At 69.4% G+C, this 15,383-nt stretch carries 9 protein-coding genes; 5 read left to right on the top strand and 4 right to left on the bottom strand.

Features of this window, described 5'->3' with window-relative positions; all coding sequences use genetic code 11:
- The first annotated feature begins 552 nt into the window (after positions 1-552).
- The 4 genes from gltB (at position 553) to AC3AOF_RS01940 (ending at position 10,095) form a co-directional block, all read left to right on the top strand.
- Positions 553-5,244, top strand: a complete 4,692-nt coding sequence (gene gltB, locus AC3AOF_RS01955; RefSeq protein ID WP_488347539.1) for a glutamate synthase large subunit — start codon at positions 553-555, stop codon at positions 5,242-5,244.
- Positions 5,245-5,489: 245 nt separating this feature from the next.
- On the top strand, positions 5,490-6,125 hold the full coding sequence (locus AC3AOF_RS01950) for a glutathione S-transferase family protein (protein ID WP_488347538.1): 636 nt from the start codon (positions 5,490-5,492) through the stop codon (positions 6,123-6,125).
- Positions 6,126-6,136: 11 nt separating this feature from the next.
- A complete protein-coding gene (locus AC3AOF_RS01945; protein ID WP_488347537.1) occupies positions 6,137-7,561 on the top strand; it encodes a glutamate synthase subunit beta in 1,425 nt (474 codons plus the stop codon).
- Positions 7,562-7,884: 323 nt separating this feature from the next.
- Positions 7,885-10,095 carry a TonB-dependent siderophore receptor gene (locus AC3AOF_RS01940; protein WP_488348947.1) on the top strand — a complete coding sequence of 737 codons (2,211 nt, stop codon included), beginning with the start codon at positions 7,885-7,887 and terminating at the stop codon, positions 10,093-10,095.
- A gap of 49 nt (positions 10,096-10,144) precedes the next feature.
- Here AC3AOF_RS01940 and AC3AOF_RS01935 read toward each other — a convergent pair whose 3' ends face one another.
- Positions 10,145-10,765, bottom strand: coding sequence for a carboxymuconolactone decarboxylase family protein (locus AC3AOF_RS01935; protein WP_488347536.1), 621 nt, complete (start codon positions 10,763-10,765; stop codon positions 10,145-10,147).
- A gap of 219 nt (positions 10,766-10,984) precedes the next feature.
- On the opposite strand from AC3AOF_RS01935, the gene AC3AOF_RS01930 reads away from it, so the two are divergent.
- Positions 10,985-11,932 carry a hypothetical protein gene (locus tag AC3AOF_RS01930; RefSeq protein WP_488347535.1) on the top strand — a complete coding sequence of 316 codons (948 nt, stop codon included), beginning with the start codon at positions 10,985-10,987 and terminating at the stop codon, positions 11,930-11,932.
- Between the two features lie 670 nt (positions 11,933-12,602).
- Here AC3AOF_RS01930 and AC3AOF_RS01925 read toward each other — a convergent pair.
- The 3 genes from AC3AOF_RS01925 to AC3AOF_RS01915 form a co-directional block, all read right to left on the bottom strand.
- On the bottom strand, positions 12,603-13,634 hold the full coding sequence (locus AC3AOF_RS01925) for an adenylate/guanylate cyclase domain-containing protein (RefSeq protein ID WP_488347534.1): 1,032 nt from the start codon (positions 13,632-13,634) through the stop codon (positions 12,603-12,605).
- 110 nt (positions 13,635-13,744) lie between these two features.
- Positions 13,745-14,302: a cytochrome P460 family protein gene (locus AC3AOF_RS01920; RefSeq protein WP_488347533.1), complete on the bottom strand. Its 558-nt coding sequence runs from the start codon at positions 14,300-14,302 to the stop codon at positions 13,745-13,747.
- Positions 14,292-15,341 (bottom strand): alpha/beta fold hydrolase, encoded by a 1,050-nt coding sequence (locus AC3AOF_RS01915; protein ID WP_488347532.1) that lies wholly within the window; start codon positions 15,339-15,341, stop codon positions 14,292-14,294. Before AC3AOF_RS01915 ends, AC3AOF_RS01920 begins: the two co-directional genes overlap by 11 nt.
- Positions 15,342-15,383 lie beyond the last annotated feature (42 nt).

Below are 15,383 nucleotides of genomic sequence, written 5' to 3'. Positions count from 1 at the left end.
CCGGATTCGGCATTTCGTTGCGGCGCTCCGACGCGATACGCAAGAAAAGCACAAGCCCCGACCGAATGGCCTCTTGCTGGACCGATTGAAATCTGGCAGGTTCCCCGAGTTAGGACAGTACCGCTGTCCCATTTTCCCGGCCGGGCCCCGTGCCCCCGGGTCGCAAGGGCGCTGGCTTGTGGCTTGCACGACGGCCAAACGAGATACCAAACGCGCCGCCATTCGGGCGGTGCGGGCGCACGCGGCCTGAAACCAGGCCTGCCGGGCGCTCGCGAGGTGCGGGCGCTCCCTTCGCGAGACGCGACCGACCCTCCCGCGGCTGAAGAACGATAAGGCAGCGGCCGGGCCCTCGGCCCGCATGCCGGCGGAGGCCCTGCGGCCGTCCGCGCCACTTCGCCCACCGGTGACGGTGGGATAGCCTGCCGCCGAGGCAGGATGCCTGTCCTTGCGGCAGGAGACCCTTTCGACGGCCGGCGCGTCCGGCCCTTCTCGACCCTCATCGAGCGCGCCCGCGCGCCTCGCCACGACGACCGGACCTTGGGAGACCAGACCATGAGCGGCACGGACCAGTCCCAGCACCCCTCCCGCGGGCAGGCGGTCCCCGCCCTCGTCGTGCGCGATCCGGCCCTGCCGGCGCGCCAGGGCCTCTACAACCCGGGCAACGAGAAGGATGCCTGCGGCGTCGGCTTCATCGCCGACATGCACAACCGCCAGACCCACGCCATCGTCCAGCAGGGCCTCCAGATCCTGGAGAACCTCGACCATCGCGGCGCCGTCGGCGCCGATCCGAAGATGGGCGACGGCTGCGGCATCCTGGTGCAGGTCCCGCACGGCTTTTTCGCGGCGGAGGCCGAGCGCCTCGGCATCAAGCTGCCGGAGGCCGGCCATTACGGCGTCGGCCAGCTCTACATGCCGCAGGACGAGGAGGGCTTCCGGCTCGTCGAGAAGATCGTCGAGAAGGCGATCGCCGACGAGGGCCTGAGCCTGCTCGGCTGGCGCGACGTGCCGGTCGACCCGAGCGACCTCGGCGAGAGCGTGAAGGCCAGTGAGCCGCGCCACCGCCAGGTGTTCATCGGCCGCCCGGCGTCGAGCGCCGACCAGGACGCCTTCGAGCGCCGGCTGTTCCTCGTCCGCAAGGTGATCTCGAACGCCGTCTACACCCTCAAGGACGAGCGGCTGAAGGAGTTCTACCCGGTCTCCCTGTCCTCGCGCACCATCGTCTACAAGGGCATGGTGCTGGTGAACCAGCTCGGCCACTACTACCTCGACCTGAAGGACGAGCGCTTCGTCTCGGCGCTCGCGCTGGTGCACCAGCGCTTCGCCACCAACACCTTCCCGACCTGGCGCCTGTCGCACCCCTACCGGATGGTCGCCCATAACGGCGAGATCAACACGCTGCGCGGCAACGTGAACTGGATGGCGGCGCGCCAGGCCAGCGTCGATTCGGACCTGTTCGGCAACGACATCTCGAAGCTCTGGCCGATCTCCTACGAGGGCCAGTCGGACACCGCCTGCTTCGACAACGCGCTCGAGTTCCTCGTCCAGGGCGGCTACCCGCTCGCCCACGCGATGATGATGCTGGTGCCCGAGGCCTGGGCCGGCAATCCGCTGATGAGCGAGGAGCAGCGCGCCTTCTACGAGTACCACGCTGCCCTGATGGAGCCGTGGGACGGCCCGGCCGCGCTCTGCTTCACCGACGGCCGCCAGATCGGCGCCACCCTCGACCGCAACGGCTTGCGCCCCGCCCGCTACCTCGTCACCGATGACGGGCTCGTCGTGCTCGCCTCCGAGATGGGCGTGCTGCCGATCCCGGACGAGAAGATCGTCTCGTCCTGGCGCCTCCAGCCGGGCCGGATGCTGCTGATCGACCTCGAGAAGGGCCGCATCGTCTCCAACGAGGAGATCAAGAACGAGCTCGCCGCCGCCCACCCCTACAAGGAGTGGCTGAAGCGCACCCAGATCGTGCTCGAGGACCTGCGCCCGGTGCAGCCGCGCGAGTCGCGCACCGACGTGTCGCTGCTCGATCGCCAGCAGGCCTTCGGCTACACCCAGGAAGACCTGAAGCTCCTGATGCAGCCGATGGCCGTGACCGGCCAGGAGGCGGTCGGCTCGATGGGCTCGGACACGCCGCTCTCGGCGCTCTCCGACAAGCCCAAGCTCCTCTACACCTACTTCAAGCAGAACTTCGCGCAGGTGACGAACCCGCCGATCGACCCGATCCGCGAGGAGGCCGTGATGAGCCTCGTCTCGTTCATCGGGCCGCGGCCGAACATCCTCGACCTCGAGGGCACCTCGCGCAAGAAGCGCCTCGAGGTGCGCCAGCCGATCCTGACCAATGCGGACCTAGAGAAGATCCGCTGCATCGGCCATTTCGAGGACCGGTTCGACACCAAGACCCTGGACATCACCTATCCGGCCGAGACCGGCGCGCAGGCGATGGAGGGGGCGCTGGACCGTCTGTGCGACCGCGCCGAGGCCGCGGTGCGCGGCGGCTACAACATCATCGTGCTCTCCGACCGCGCCGTCGGCCCGGACCGGATCCCGATTCCCGCGCTGCTCGCCACGGCGGCGGTCCACAACTATCTGATCCGCAAGGGGCTTCGCACCTCGGTCGGGCTCGTGATCGAGTCGGGTGAGCCGCGCGAGGTGCATCACTTCGCGTGTCTCGCCGGCTACGGCGCCGAGGCGATCAACCCCTACCTCGCCTTCGAGACGCTGATCGCGATGAAGGACGAGCTGCCGCCGGAGCTGACCGACGACGAGATCGTCTATCGCTACATCAAGTCGATCGACAAGGGCCTGCTCAAGGTGATGTCCAAGATGGGCATCTCGACGTACCAGTCCTATTGCGGCGCGCAGATCTTCGACGCGATCGGCCTCAACTCGGCCTTCGTCGCGCGTGACTTCTTCGGCACGGCGACCACCATCGAAGGCGTCGGCATGGCGGAGGTCGCCGAGGAGACGGTGCGCCGCCACCGCGACGCCTTCGGCGACGCGCCGGTCTATCGCACCGCCCTCGATGTCGGCGGCGAATACGCCTACCGCCTGCGCGGCGAGGCCCATACCTGGACGCCCGACACCGTCGCGACGCTCCAGCACGCGGTCCGGCTCAACCTGCCCGACCGCTACCGGGCCTTCGCCAAGATGGTCAACGAGCAGGAGAACCACCTCAAGACGATCCGCGGCCTGTTCCGGATCAAGAGCGCGGCGGAACTCGGCCGGGCGCCGGTCGAGATCGACGCGGTCGAGCCGGCGGTCGAGATCGTCAAGCGCTTCGCCACCGGTGCGATGTCCTACGGCTCGATCTCCAAGGAGGCGCACGAGACGCTTGCGATCGCCGTCAATTCCTTCGGCGGCCGCTCGAACTCGGGCGAGGGCGGCGAGGAGCGCGAGCGCTTCAAGCCGCTGCCGGACGGCCGCTCGCGGCGCTCGGCGATCAAGCAGGTGGCGTCGGGCCGCTTCGGCGTCACGACGGACTATCTCGTCAACGCCGACATGATGCAGATCAAGGTGGCGCAGGGTGCCAAGCCCGGCGAGGGCGGCCAGCTGCCCGGCCACAAGGTCGATGCCAAGATCGCCAAGGTCCGCCACTCGACCCCGGGCGTCGGCCTGATCTCGCCGCCGCCGCACCACGACATCTACTCGATCGAGGATCTGGCCCAGCTGATCTTCGACCTCAAGAACGTCAACCCGGCGGCCGACGTGTCGGTGAAGCTGGTGGCGGAGGTCGGGGTCGGCACGGTGGCGGCCGGCGTCGCCAAGGCGCGCGCCGACCACATCACCATCTCAGGGTTCGACGGCGGCACCGGTGCGGCGCCGCTCACCTCGATCAAGCATGCCGGCGGCCCCTGGGAGATCGGGCTGGCCGAGACCCAGCAGACCCTGGTGCTCAACCACCTGCGCGGCCGGGTCGCGCTCCAGGCCGATGGCGGCATCCGCACCGGCCGGGACGTGCTGATCGCGGCGTTGCTCGGCGCCGACCAGTTCGGCTTCTCGACCGCGCCGCTCATCGCGGCCGGCTGCATCATGATGCGCAAGTGCCACCTCAACACCTGCCCGGTCGGCGTCGCGACCCAGGACCCGGTCTTGCGCAAGCGCTTCAAGGGCACCCCTGAGCACGTCATCAACTACTTCTTCTTCGTGGCGGAAGAGGTGCGCGAGCTGATGGCGGCTCTCGGCGTCACCAAGCTCGACGAGCTGATCGGCCGCTCGGAATACCTCGACAAGCTCGCGGCGATCTCGCACTGGAAGGCCAAGGGCCTCGACTTCACCCGTCTGTTCCACAAGCCTGACGTGCCGGAGAGTGTCGCGCTCCGCCACGTCGAGACCCAGAAGCACCCGATCGACCAGGTCCTCGACCGTCGCCTCATCGCGGCCGTCGGCGACGCGATCGAGACCGGCGTGGCGGTGACCGTCGAGGACACGATCCGCAACTCCGACCGGGCCGCGGGCGCGATGCTGTCGGGCCTGGTCGCCAAGGCGCACGGCCACGAGGGGCTTCCGGACGACACCCTGACGGTAAAGCTCACCGGCACCGCCGGCCAGAGCTTCGGCGCCTGGCTCGCCGCCGGCGTGACGCTCAGCCTGACCGGGCATGCCAACGACTATGTCGGCAAGGGCCTGTCGGGCGGCAAGCTGATCATCCGGCCCTCGGATGCGCTGGGCTCGCCGTCGGACCGCACCATCATGGTCGGCAACACGGTGCTGTACGGGGCGATCGCCGGCGAGGCCTATATCCGGGGTGCCGCCGGCGAGCGCTTCGCGGTCCGCAACTCGGGCGCCATCGCGGTGGTCGAGGGCATGGGCGACCATGGCTGCGAGTACATGACCGGCGGCGTCGTCGTGTCGATCGGCGAGACCGGGCGCAACTTCGCGGCCGGCATGTCGGGCGGCATCGCCTACGTTCTCGACGAGGACGGGTCGTTCGCCAAGCGCTGCAACCTGTCGATGGTCGATCTCGAGCCGGTCGAGGAGGAGGACGAGTTCATGCGCCGCTTCCACCAGGACGGCGACCTGGAGACCAAGGGGCGCATCGACATCCTGGCCGACATGTCGGGCCATGACGAGGCGCGCCTGGTCGGGCTGATCAACAACCACCTGAAGTATACCGGCTCGGTGCGCGCCAAGGCAATCATCGACAACTGGGAGACCTACCGCACCAAGTTCGTGAAGGTGATGCCGGTCGAGTACCGGCGGGCGTTGCGCGAGATGGAGCGGGCCCGGATGCCGGTGGCGGCGGAGTAATCCACCGGTACTGAAGGCCGCGCGGCTGAACCCTCCCCCCTCTGCGGGGGAGGGTGGCGAGCGGAGCGAGCCGGGAGAGGGGAACCACGCTTCCGGAAACGACTGAACCGTTCTGAGAGGCGCCATCTGGATCAGCGTCGCGCTGCCCCTCTCCCGCCCCACTCCGTGGGGCACCCTCCCCCGCAGAGGGGGGAGGGTTGGGGGTGGCGCCTCGTCGACGATCGGGGAATCAAGGAGATCCCGCGGTGAAGGTCTACGGCGACATGATGTCGGGCAACTGCCTGAAGGTGCGGTACGTCGCCGATCACCTCGGGCTCGCCTATGACTGGATCCCGGTCGACATCATGAAGGGCGAGAGCCGCACGCCCGAATATCTGGCCCGCTTCCCCGCCGGCCAGGTCCCGGGCGTCGAGTTCCCGGACGGGCGGATGCTCGCCCAGTCGAACGCGATCATCCGATACCTCGCCCGCGGCTCCGCCCTGCTTCCGGACGACGCTTGGACACAAGCGAAGATCGACGAATGGCTGTTCTGGGAACAGTACAGCCACGAGCCGACCATCGCGGTCTGCCGCTTCCACATGCGCTACAAGGGCGAACCGGCCGAGACCCGCGACCCGAAGAAGGTAGCCGGGGGCGAAGCCGCCCTCGACCTGATGGAGCGACACTTGACCGCCGCCGACTGGTTCGTCGGGAGTGCGGTCAGCATCGCGGATGTCGCACTCTTCGCCTATACGCAATTCGCCGACGAGGGCGGATTCGATCTCTCGGGCCGGCCCGCGATCCGGGCCTGGCTCACCCGCTGCGGGGACGCGCTCCCCACATCCGCCACCGTCGCCGGGGTCGCCAAGACCCACCGCCGGCCCGATCACTTCATGAACTGAGCACTCCACCGATGGGCAAGGTCACAGGCTTCCTCGAATTCGACCGGCAGGAGCAGAAGTATCAGCTCGCGGCCGACCGCGTGCGCCACTTCCTCGAATTCACCCTGCCGCTCGACGAGCACGACCTGAAGAAGCAGGCGGCGCGCTGCATGGATTGCGGCATCCCGTTCTGTCACGGCCCGACCGGCTGCCCGGTCCACAACCAGATCCCGGACTGGAACGACCTCGTCTTCAACGCGGATTGGGAGGAGGCGGCGCGCAACCTGCACTCCACCAACAACTTCCCGGAATTTACCGGCCGCATCTGCCCGGCCCCCTGCGAGGAGGCCTGCACCCTCAACCTCGAGAACCAGCCGGTCGCGATCAAGACCATCGAGCAGGCGATCGCCGACAAGGCCTGGAGTATGGGCTGGGTGGTCCCTGAGCCCGCCGCGGTGAAGACCGGCAAGAAGGTCGCGGTGATCGGCTCGGGGCCGGCCGGCATGGCTGCGGCCCAGCAGCTCGCCCGGGTCGGCCACGACGTCCACGTCTTCGAGCGCGAGCCGAAGGCCGGCGGCCTGCTGCGCTACGGCATCCCCGACTTCAAGATGGAGAAGCGCCACATCGACCGCCGGGTGCGGCAGATGGAGGCCGAGGGCGTGCAGTTCCATTACGGCGTCAATGTCGGGGTGACCCGCTCCTTCGCCAGCCTGCACGACGAGTTCGACGCCGTGCTGTTCGCCGGCGGCGCCGAGGCCCCGCGCGATCCCGGCCTGCCGGGCCAGGAGCTCGAGGGCGTGCATTTCGCCATGCCGTACCTCGTCCAGTCGAACCGCCGCGTCGGTCACGAGGCGCCCACGGCCGAGGAACCGATCCTCGCCGCCGGCAAGAACGTGGTGGTGATCGGCGGCGGCGACACGGCGTCGGATTGCGTCGGCACTGCCTTCCGCCAAGGTGCCCTCTCGGTCACCCAGCTCGACATCCGCCCGCGGCCGCCGGAGCGCGAGGACAAGCTGACCGTGTGGCCGTACTGGGCGACCAAGATGCGCACCTCGTCGAGCCAGGCGGAGGGCGCCGAGCGCGAGTTCCAGGCCGCGACGCTGCGCATCGAGGGCAAGAAGGGCAAGGTGAAGGGCGTCGTCTGCGCCCGGGTCGACGAGGCCCGCAAGCCGATCGCCGGCTCCGAGTTCCTGCTGCCCGCCGACCTCGTCTTCATGGCGATCGGCTTCGCCGGCCCGGTGGCCCAGGGCTTGATCGAGGAATCGGGCGTCGCCCGCGACAAGCGCGGCAACGTCCAGGCCGACGACACCCAGTACCGCACCTCGACCGACAAGGTGTGGGTCGCCGGCGACATGCGCCGCGGCCAGTCCCTGGTGGTGTGGGCGATCCGCGAGGGCCGGCAGGCCGCACGCTCGATCGACGAGGCGCTGATGGGCGCGACGACCCTGCCGCTCTGAACGGGGGTCGGCGGCGGGGCGCTTCCCCGCCGGTCCGGATTGTCATCGACGACATGCGGGATCCGCTCCTTCCGGGGCGGGTCCCGCTTTCGTTCGGGTCCCAGGCCGGGCGGAACCGGGGCGGTGGGATGTCGAGGCCCGATGGCGTGCAAGTCATCTGTTCTTTTTGTATCTATTCTAATTCATGCAGTGGAGGCCGAGTTGTCCACCGCTTCCGCCCAATGACGAACATTGCGGAAGATGCGCAAAGGCAACAGGACGGACGATTGCGACCGGCCCTGGAATCGTTCCAGACCTTAGCGGGATGAGGCGATTGATTGCCGCTGACCGGGCGATTACGCCGCAGGAAGCCATTCCTTCCACCCGAGGTCCCCGTGCGCTCACCCCCCTGCCCCGCGGTCCGGCGCCGGTCGCCGCTGTTCCTCGCGCTGCTCGCGGGGGTGGCGCCGATCCTCGCGGCCGGGGGAGCGGACGCGCAGGAATCCGGCGAAGCCATCGCCCTCGACACGATCACGGTGGCTGGCGCGCCGGCCTTCCGGGAGACCGCGACCGGTCCGGTTCAGGGCTACCGCGCGACCCGCAGCGCCACCGCCACCAAGACCGACACGGCGCTCCGCGACCTGCCCCAGACCGTCAACGTCGTGCCGCGCGAGGTGATCGTCGACCGTGCCGAGACGCGGCTCGCCGACGCGCTGTTCAACGTCAGCAACGTGCAGCCGGGCGGCACGATCCAGGGCCGCAGCGACACCTTCATCATCCGCGGCTTCCGGACCCAGACCTACGCCATCGACGGCGTGTTCATGAACCAGGCCAGCAACTTCTATCCGGTCCAGCGCGACCTCGCCGATGTCGAGCGGATCGAGGTGCTGAAGGGCCCGGCCTCGGTGCTGTACGGCCGCGGCGATCCGGGCGGCGTCATCAACATCGTCACCCGCCAGCCGAGCCTGGTGCCGACGGCGGATACCACCATCCAGGGCGGCAGCTTCGGCTTCCGGCGGGTGCAGAGCTCGGTCTCCGGCCCGGTGCCGGGCGCCGACGGGCTCGCCGCCCGCCTCAGCGTCGCGACGCAGGTCGACCCGACGTTCCGCGATCTCGCCGGCCGCGACAATTCCCGCTTCTTCGCCGCGCCCGTCATCACCTGGAACCCGAGCCCGGATACCCGGGTCTCGTTCATCGGCGAGTTCACCCGGCAGGACACGGTCTATGACGAGGGATTGATCACCCGGAACGGCCGGGTGCCGCTCGACAACATCTCGCGTTATTACGGCGAGCCGTTCTCGCGCTACAACGCCAACGCCAATTTCGGCACGCTGAAGATCGAGCACGACTTCAGCGAGAACCTGACTTTGCGCCAGGTGCTGAACGCCCAGAGCGGCAGCTTCGACGCATTCGCGTCCCGCGCCACCGGCCTCTCGGCGAACGGCCTCACGGTCCAGCGCCGCACCACCGCCGCCACCTCGACCTACGCGTCCGTCGACAGCCAGACCGAGCTGGTGGCCAAGTTCGACTTCCTGGGCCTGCGCCACACCGCACTCGTCGGCATCGAGTACTTCAACGGCTACCGGCGGGCCGTCACCACGCAGGGGCCGCTCGCCTCGGTGAGCTTCTTCGACCCGGTCCCGGGCCTGGCCCTGCCGGGGGCGCTGTCGCTGCAGAGCGACCTGAAGCAGAAGAACGAGCTGACCGGGCTCTACGCCCAGGATCAGATCGAGCTCGGCTACGGGCTGCAATTGCTGCTCGGGGTGCGCTACGACACCGGCAACCAGTTCTATTTCAGCCGCACGCCGACCTCGCGCACGATCCCGCCGGAGCAGGAACTCTCCGGCATCTCGCCGCGGGTCGGCTTGATCTACCGGGTGGCCGAGCCGCTGGCGCTCTACGCGAGCTACACGACCTCGTTCAAGCCGCAGACGGCGAACGTCCTCGGCGTCGCCAACCCGCCGCCGGAGACCGGCGAGCAGATCGAAGTCGGGACCCGCTTCGACCTCTCGCCCGACCTGAGCCTGACCGCCTCGGTGTTCGACATCACCCGCAACAACGTCTCGGCCAACGATCCAGTCAATAGCGGCTTCTCGATCATCACCGGGCAGCAGCGCTCGAAGGGCGTCGAGGCGGACCTCGCCGGCACGATCCTGCCGGGCTGGAAGGTCATCGGCGGCATCGGCTACACCGATGCCCGGGTGACGCGCGACACCACCATTCCGGTCGGCAACCGCCTCGACGGTGCGCCTCAGGTCAGCGGCAGCGTCTGGACCACCTACCAGGTCCAGGAAGGGCCCTGGCGCGGGCTCGGAATCGGTGCCGGCGTGACCCATGTCGGCTCGCGCTTCGGCGACATCACCAACACCTACAAGGTCGGTGCCTATACCCGCGTCGACGCCGCGGTCTTCTACGACCTCAACGAGCACGCCCGGTTCTCGCTGAACCTGAAGAACCTGACCGACGCCCGGTACATCGAGGCGCCGTTCAACCAGTTCAACAACATCCCGGGGGCGCCGTTCTCGGTTCTCGCGACGCTCACGGCGCGGATGTAGCGGTCCCGCGTCCGGGGATCGGCCGGCCGTGGCCGATCCCCGGTCAGGCTCACTCCGGCAGGCGCGGCAGCGGCGTGCCGTCCTTCGGCAGCGGATAGCGAGCGACGTTCAGCTCCATCGCCAGGAAGGTGTAGTAGCCGCTGACCGCCGTGAGATCGACGACGCCCGGCTTGCCGAAGAGCTTTTCGGCCCGGGCGAAGGTCGCGTCCGAGACCCGCTTGTTCTGCAACAGCTCGGCGGTGAAGTCGTAAGCCGTCTCCTGGTCCTCCGGCAGGCCGGTCGGGCGCCGGCCGTCGCGGATCGCCGCGATGGTCTCCGGCGCGATGCCGACCTTCTTGGCGATCGGCGCATGGACGTACCACTCGTAATCCTGCGTCCAGTGACGGGCATTGACCAGGATGACGAGTTCCGAGAGCGTGGTGCCGATCTTCGGCTTGTAGCGCAGGTAGTCGCCCATCGAGCGGGCGAGGCTCATCACCTCGGGCGAGTGCATCAGCGGCTCGAACGGCCCGAAGACCGGGGTCTTGCGGGCGGCCTCGAAGGCCTCCGCGGCCTGCTTCTGCTCCGGGCTGTACTGGGCCGGCGGGATCGTCGGCAGCCTGTCCTCGGCACGGGCGACGCCGGGCACAAGCAGGAGGGCGGCGAGGCAGGCGGGCAGCAGACGCGACATGGTGGGGTCTCCGGGACGGGCGATCGGTCGCCTGTCAGTCCTTTACCCGAAAGGCGATGCCCACGACGGCCCCGCTCCCGCAATCCCGCCTCATTCCCACGGTTAACAGAACTTTGTCCGAGCACGAGGGGAATGCGGGGCTCACCCCCCGACACGACCCCTGAAACAAGGGAATGCGGGACGATGACTGCACTGCCGTCGAAGACGGATAAGCGGTCCGTGACGGGCGCGGCGATCATGGCTGCGCTCGCCGCCGCGCTGCTCGCGGGAGCGGTGCCGACCGGTCCTGCGCGGGCGCAGGGCTACGGCTTCACCGTCGAGGACGAGGACGCCGTGATCCTGCCGCCGCGGGCGGTGATCTTCCGCCTCGGCCGGGCCGGCTTCACCGGCATGACCCATCCGCGCTTCGACGGCGAGACCTACCGGGTCGAGGCCGACAGCCCCTGGGGCAACCGGGTGCAGCTGGTCGTGGATGCCCGCACCGGCCGCATCCTCGACCGCGAGCGCCTGGAGGCGCCGCTGATTCCCCCCGGCACGGTCCCGGGCGGCCGGCGGCCGGGCTACGGCTGGACCGAGGCCGAGGCGCGCCAGCCCTGGCCGCGGGACGACGCGTTCCGCGAACCTCCCCGGCGCGACAACGCCTGGCGCGACGGCGGGACCTACGCCCCCGTGCCGCTGTCCCGGGCCGAGCCGCTGCCGCCGGTCGACCGCCGGCCGGAGGAGCGCCGCGTCGCCGCCCGTCCGCAGCCGCCGCAGGATCTCCAGGCCGTGCCGCCGGCCGAAGCGCCCTCCCCGCGCATGCCGCGCGCCGCCGGACCGAACCCGATGGGCCTCAATCCCGACAGCCCGGCCGCCCGCACCGGCGCGGCGCCGCGCCGGGAGAGCGTTGCCCCCGAGGGCGCCAAGCACGAGGCGCCCCGCAAGACCGCCGCCCGCACCAAGCCGCCGGAGAAGATCGAGACCCCCTCGGCCCTCGTCCCGCCCCTGGCGCCGCAGCCCGCCGCGAAGCCGGCCGCTCCGCCCGCCAAGGCGGCCGAGGCCGCGCCGCCGAAGCCGGCGGAGGCCAAGGACGGCGGCTGGAAGACCCCGCCCGAGGGAAACCGCCCGGTCCGGGTGATCGGCGGCATCACTCAGGTTCCGGGTAAGGACGAGCCGGCGAAGGACTAAGCAGATTTCGCAAAAGTGGCGGCCGGTTTCACGGCACAAATCTGCGACAGACCAAAAACCTAAGCGGACGAAGCGTTGGCCTGCCAACGCAAGTCTGCTCAACGCGCGTCGCGCTTGACCGCGGTGATGCTTCCGCGGCACGAGTCATACGGTTTCCGATTGATCGCTTCGCGATGCGGAAACCGGCTTCGCTCAGGCGCCGCGCGGGCTGATGATACGGCGTCCGGAAGGAATCTTCCGGAAGCCGTATCATACCAACGGCCCGCGATGCTGACGCATCCCTTCGATCTCGGGCAGGCCCGAGATCGACGGGGCCGTTGACCCATCTCGAATTGTCGACACCACGCCCCAGAAGTCCGGGACCTCGGGCTTGGCGAAAATTCGAGAACGGAACCAAAGGTCGCTTTCGACGACCGTTGGTATCATACGCTTTCCGATTGATCGCTTTGCGATGCGGAAAGCGGCATCGCTCAGGCGTGTGAAGCCTACGGCTTCACCGCGCGGGTTGATGATACGAAATCCGGAAGTGATCTTCCGGATTTCGTATCACTCCGACCGAGAGGTGAGAATGCCATAGCCCAGCCCGCGGGGAGAGGAGGAAACCGGCGCCTTCTGTTTCTCCCGCGCATTCTCCCGAACGGCCCTGCACGCAGGGCTCCTGAACCCCACCCTACAGGCCGCTCCCCACTCTGTCACGGGTACGGACCGCCGCGATCCGCAGCGGCTCCTTGCGGCCGCGCAAGGGGCGCAGGCCGAGATCGGAGACGATCATGTGCGGGGGCAGCTCGGCCAGTCTGTCGAGCAGATCGCCCGAGACGACGATCCCGGCGCCGAGTTCCTTCGCCAGCCCTTCGAGCCGGCTCGTCGTGTTCAGCGTGTCGCCGAAATACGCGATCTTGCGCCGCTCCAACCCGATCTCCGCCGTCACGACGGGGCCGCAATGGATGGCGGCGCGGAAGGTCGGGACCTGGCCGAACCGGGCGGTCCAGCGTTCGGCATCCGCCTCGACGAGGCGCAGGAAATCGAACACGCAGTCCAGGCAGGCCGCATTCCGCAGACCGCGATCCATCGACCAGCTCACCAGCGCCATGTCGCCGATGTAATCGTCGATCGAGCCCTGCGAGCGGCGCACCGGCGCGGCCAAAGCGGCGAAGATCGCCCCGAGCCAGACCTGGGCGGCCAGGTCGCCTTGCTCCTCGGCGAAGCGCGTCGAGCCGGCCACGTCGAGGAACAGGAAGATGCGCTCCTCGGTGATCGCCCGGTGGTAGCGGCCGACGAGGAGGCTGGCGAAGACCCGCGGGCCCATCAGGTCGCGCACGCGCAGGACGAAGGTGGCGAGCGCCGAGATGCCGAGGGCGTAGGCGAAGCCGGTCTCGGACATCCGCATCGCCACCTGGGCATTCGCCATGTAGCCGAAGCCGCGGTGGAGGATGGTGCCGGCGACCGCGTTGCCGAGCACGATCATGCCGATATAGGTCGCGAGCGTCGCCAGGCCGAAGACCGGCGTCGCGGCCCGGCGGATCAGGTCGCGCCAGCGCCGCAGGAGCACGCCGCGCTCGTAGAGCAGGACGGGCGCCCCGATGAACGCGCCGCGCATGGCGGAGACCAGCGGTTCGATGTCGAAGGCAAGGCCGTAGACGAGGCCCGCCAGCGCGCCTGCGACGGGCGCCAGGATCCAGAATCCGGCTCGGAGGGTCAGCATCGTGGTCCGCACATCGCCCGACCCGGCCGTCATAGCATCGATCGTCGCGAACCACTCCCGTCCGGGATCCCGATTCTCGGCGACGCCCTCGCCGCCCGAGCGTCGGACCGTCATCGGGCATAGCGGGTGAAGACGAAGTCGCGGTCACTCACCCGCGCCTCGTGGCAGGCAAAGCAGGTCTCGTGCTGGCCCGCGTCGACCGGCTGGCCGTCGACGAAGCGGCCGAAGCCCCAGCCGCCGCTCTCAGGATAGCGCCGGGAGTCCTTGACCATGACCTGCACCGTCGTGGCGCGGCCCGGGACCGTGGCCGACTCGAAGTCGGGGGAGCGCATCCGTTCCCAGGCGAGCTTCACCAGGACCGTGCCGTCCGGGAACGGCCGCGTACCGTCCCGATAGGCCGCCACCGCGAGGTCGTTGCCGAGCACCGCCCGCAATTCGTTCAGCGGGGCATCCTCCAGCGCCGGGGCGATCAGGCGCCAGTCGCGCAAGCCGTCCGGGACGGTGACGCCGTAGATCGGCGAAGCGGGCTTCGCCTTCTCCTTGGCCTGGTCCTTGGCCTTCTCCTTGGCCTGGTCATTGGCATCCTGGCCGGCCGCCCCGGCCGCGACCAGGGCGAGGCAGAGAGCACCGGCGAGGAGCAGGACGGGTTTATGCGGATCAGAGGCCATCGACGTCCACCACGGCCTGCGCGAAGGCGCGCGGCGCCTCCTGGGGAAGGTTGTGCCCGATGCCGCCCGTGAGGGTGCGGTGTGCGTAGGGCCCGCTGAATTTCCTGGCATAGGCGGCGGGCTCGGGATGCGGCGCACCGTTCGCGTCGCCCTCGAGCGTGATGGTCGGAATCGCAATCCTCGGGAAGGTCGCGAGCTTGCTCTCGATCGCGTCGTACCGCGCCTCGCCCGGCGCCAGCCCGAGCCGCCAGCGATAGTTGTGGATCGAGACCGCGACGTGGTCCGGATTCTCGAAGGCCGCGGCCGACCGGGCGAAGGTGGCATCGTCGAAGTGCCATCGCGGCGAGGCGAGTTCCCAGATCAGCCGGGCGAAGTCCCGGGTGTAGCGGGCATAGCCCTCGCGCCCCCGCTCGGTGGCGAAATAGAACTGGTACCACCATTGCAGCTCGGCCTTCGGCGGCAGCGGCATGGCGTTGGCCTGCTGGCTGCCGATCAGGTAGCCGCTGACCGAAACGAGGGCCCGGCACCGTTGCGGCCACAGGGCCGCGAGGATGCAGGCGGTACGCGCGCCCCAGTCGTAGCCGGCCACCAGCGCCCGCTCGATCTTGAGCGCGTCGAGGAAATCGACCGCGTCCACCGCGAGCGCCGCCTGCTGGCCGTTGCGCGGCGTCGCCTCCGAGACGAAGCGGGTCGCGCCGTAGCCCCGCAGATACGGGATCAGCACCCGGTAGCCCGCATCCGCCAGCACCGGCGCGACCTCGACGTAGCTGTGGATGTCGTAGGGCCAGCCGTGGAGGAGCAGGACGGGCCGCCCCTCCGCCGGTCCGGCCTCGGCGTAGGCGATGTCGAGATCCCCGGCCCGGACCCGCTTCAGCGGGCCGAAGGCGGGGGAGCCGGACCCCGCGCCGGGGAGTGACCCTTGCGCAGCGGCAGCCCCTTGCGCAGCAACGGGCGCGATGCGCGAGGCGGCGCCGAGAGCGAGGGCGGCACCGAGGCCCCCGAGCAGTTGCCGGCGGGCCGGTCCTGTCATCCGTTCCATGTCGTGGCTCCCGATCCCGACGATCACGGGGCCGACGCGCGG

The organism is Methylobacterium sp. 142-1Y, from assembly GCF_057747795.1.
This window is presented reverse-complemented; position numbering and strand designations above follow the sequence as displayed.

Coding starts and splice junctions, on each gene's coding strand:
- gltB (WP_488347539.1), top strand. CDS start 553: ATGAGCGGCACGGACCAGTCCCAGCACCCCTCCCGCGGGCAGGCGGTC.
- AC3AOF_RS01945 (WP_488347537.1), top strand. CDS start 6,137: ATGGGCAAGGTCACAGGCTTCCTCGAATTCGACCGGCAGGAGCAGAAG.
- AC3AOF_RS01935 (WP_488347536.1), bottom strand. CDS start 10,765: ATGTCGCGTCTGCTGCCCGCCTGCCTCGCCGCCCTCCTGCTTGTGCCC.
- AC3AOF_RS01925 (WP_488347534.1), bottom strand. CDS start 13,634: ATGCTGACCCTCCGAGCCGGATTCTGGATCCTGGCGCCCGTCGCAGGC.
- AC3AOF_RS01920 (WP_488347533.1), bottom strand. CDS start 14,302: ATGGCCTCTGATCCGCATAAACCCGTCCTGCTCCTCGCCGGTGCTCTC.
- AC3AOF_RS01915 (WP_488347532.1), bottom strand. CDS start 15,341: ATGGAACGGATGACAGGACCGGCCCGCCGGCAACTGCTCGGGGGCCTC.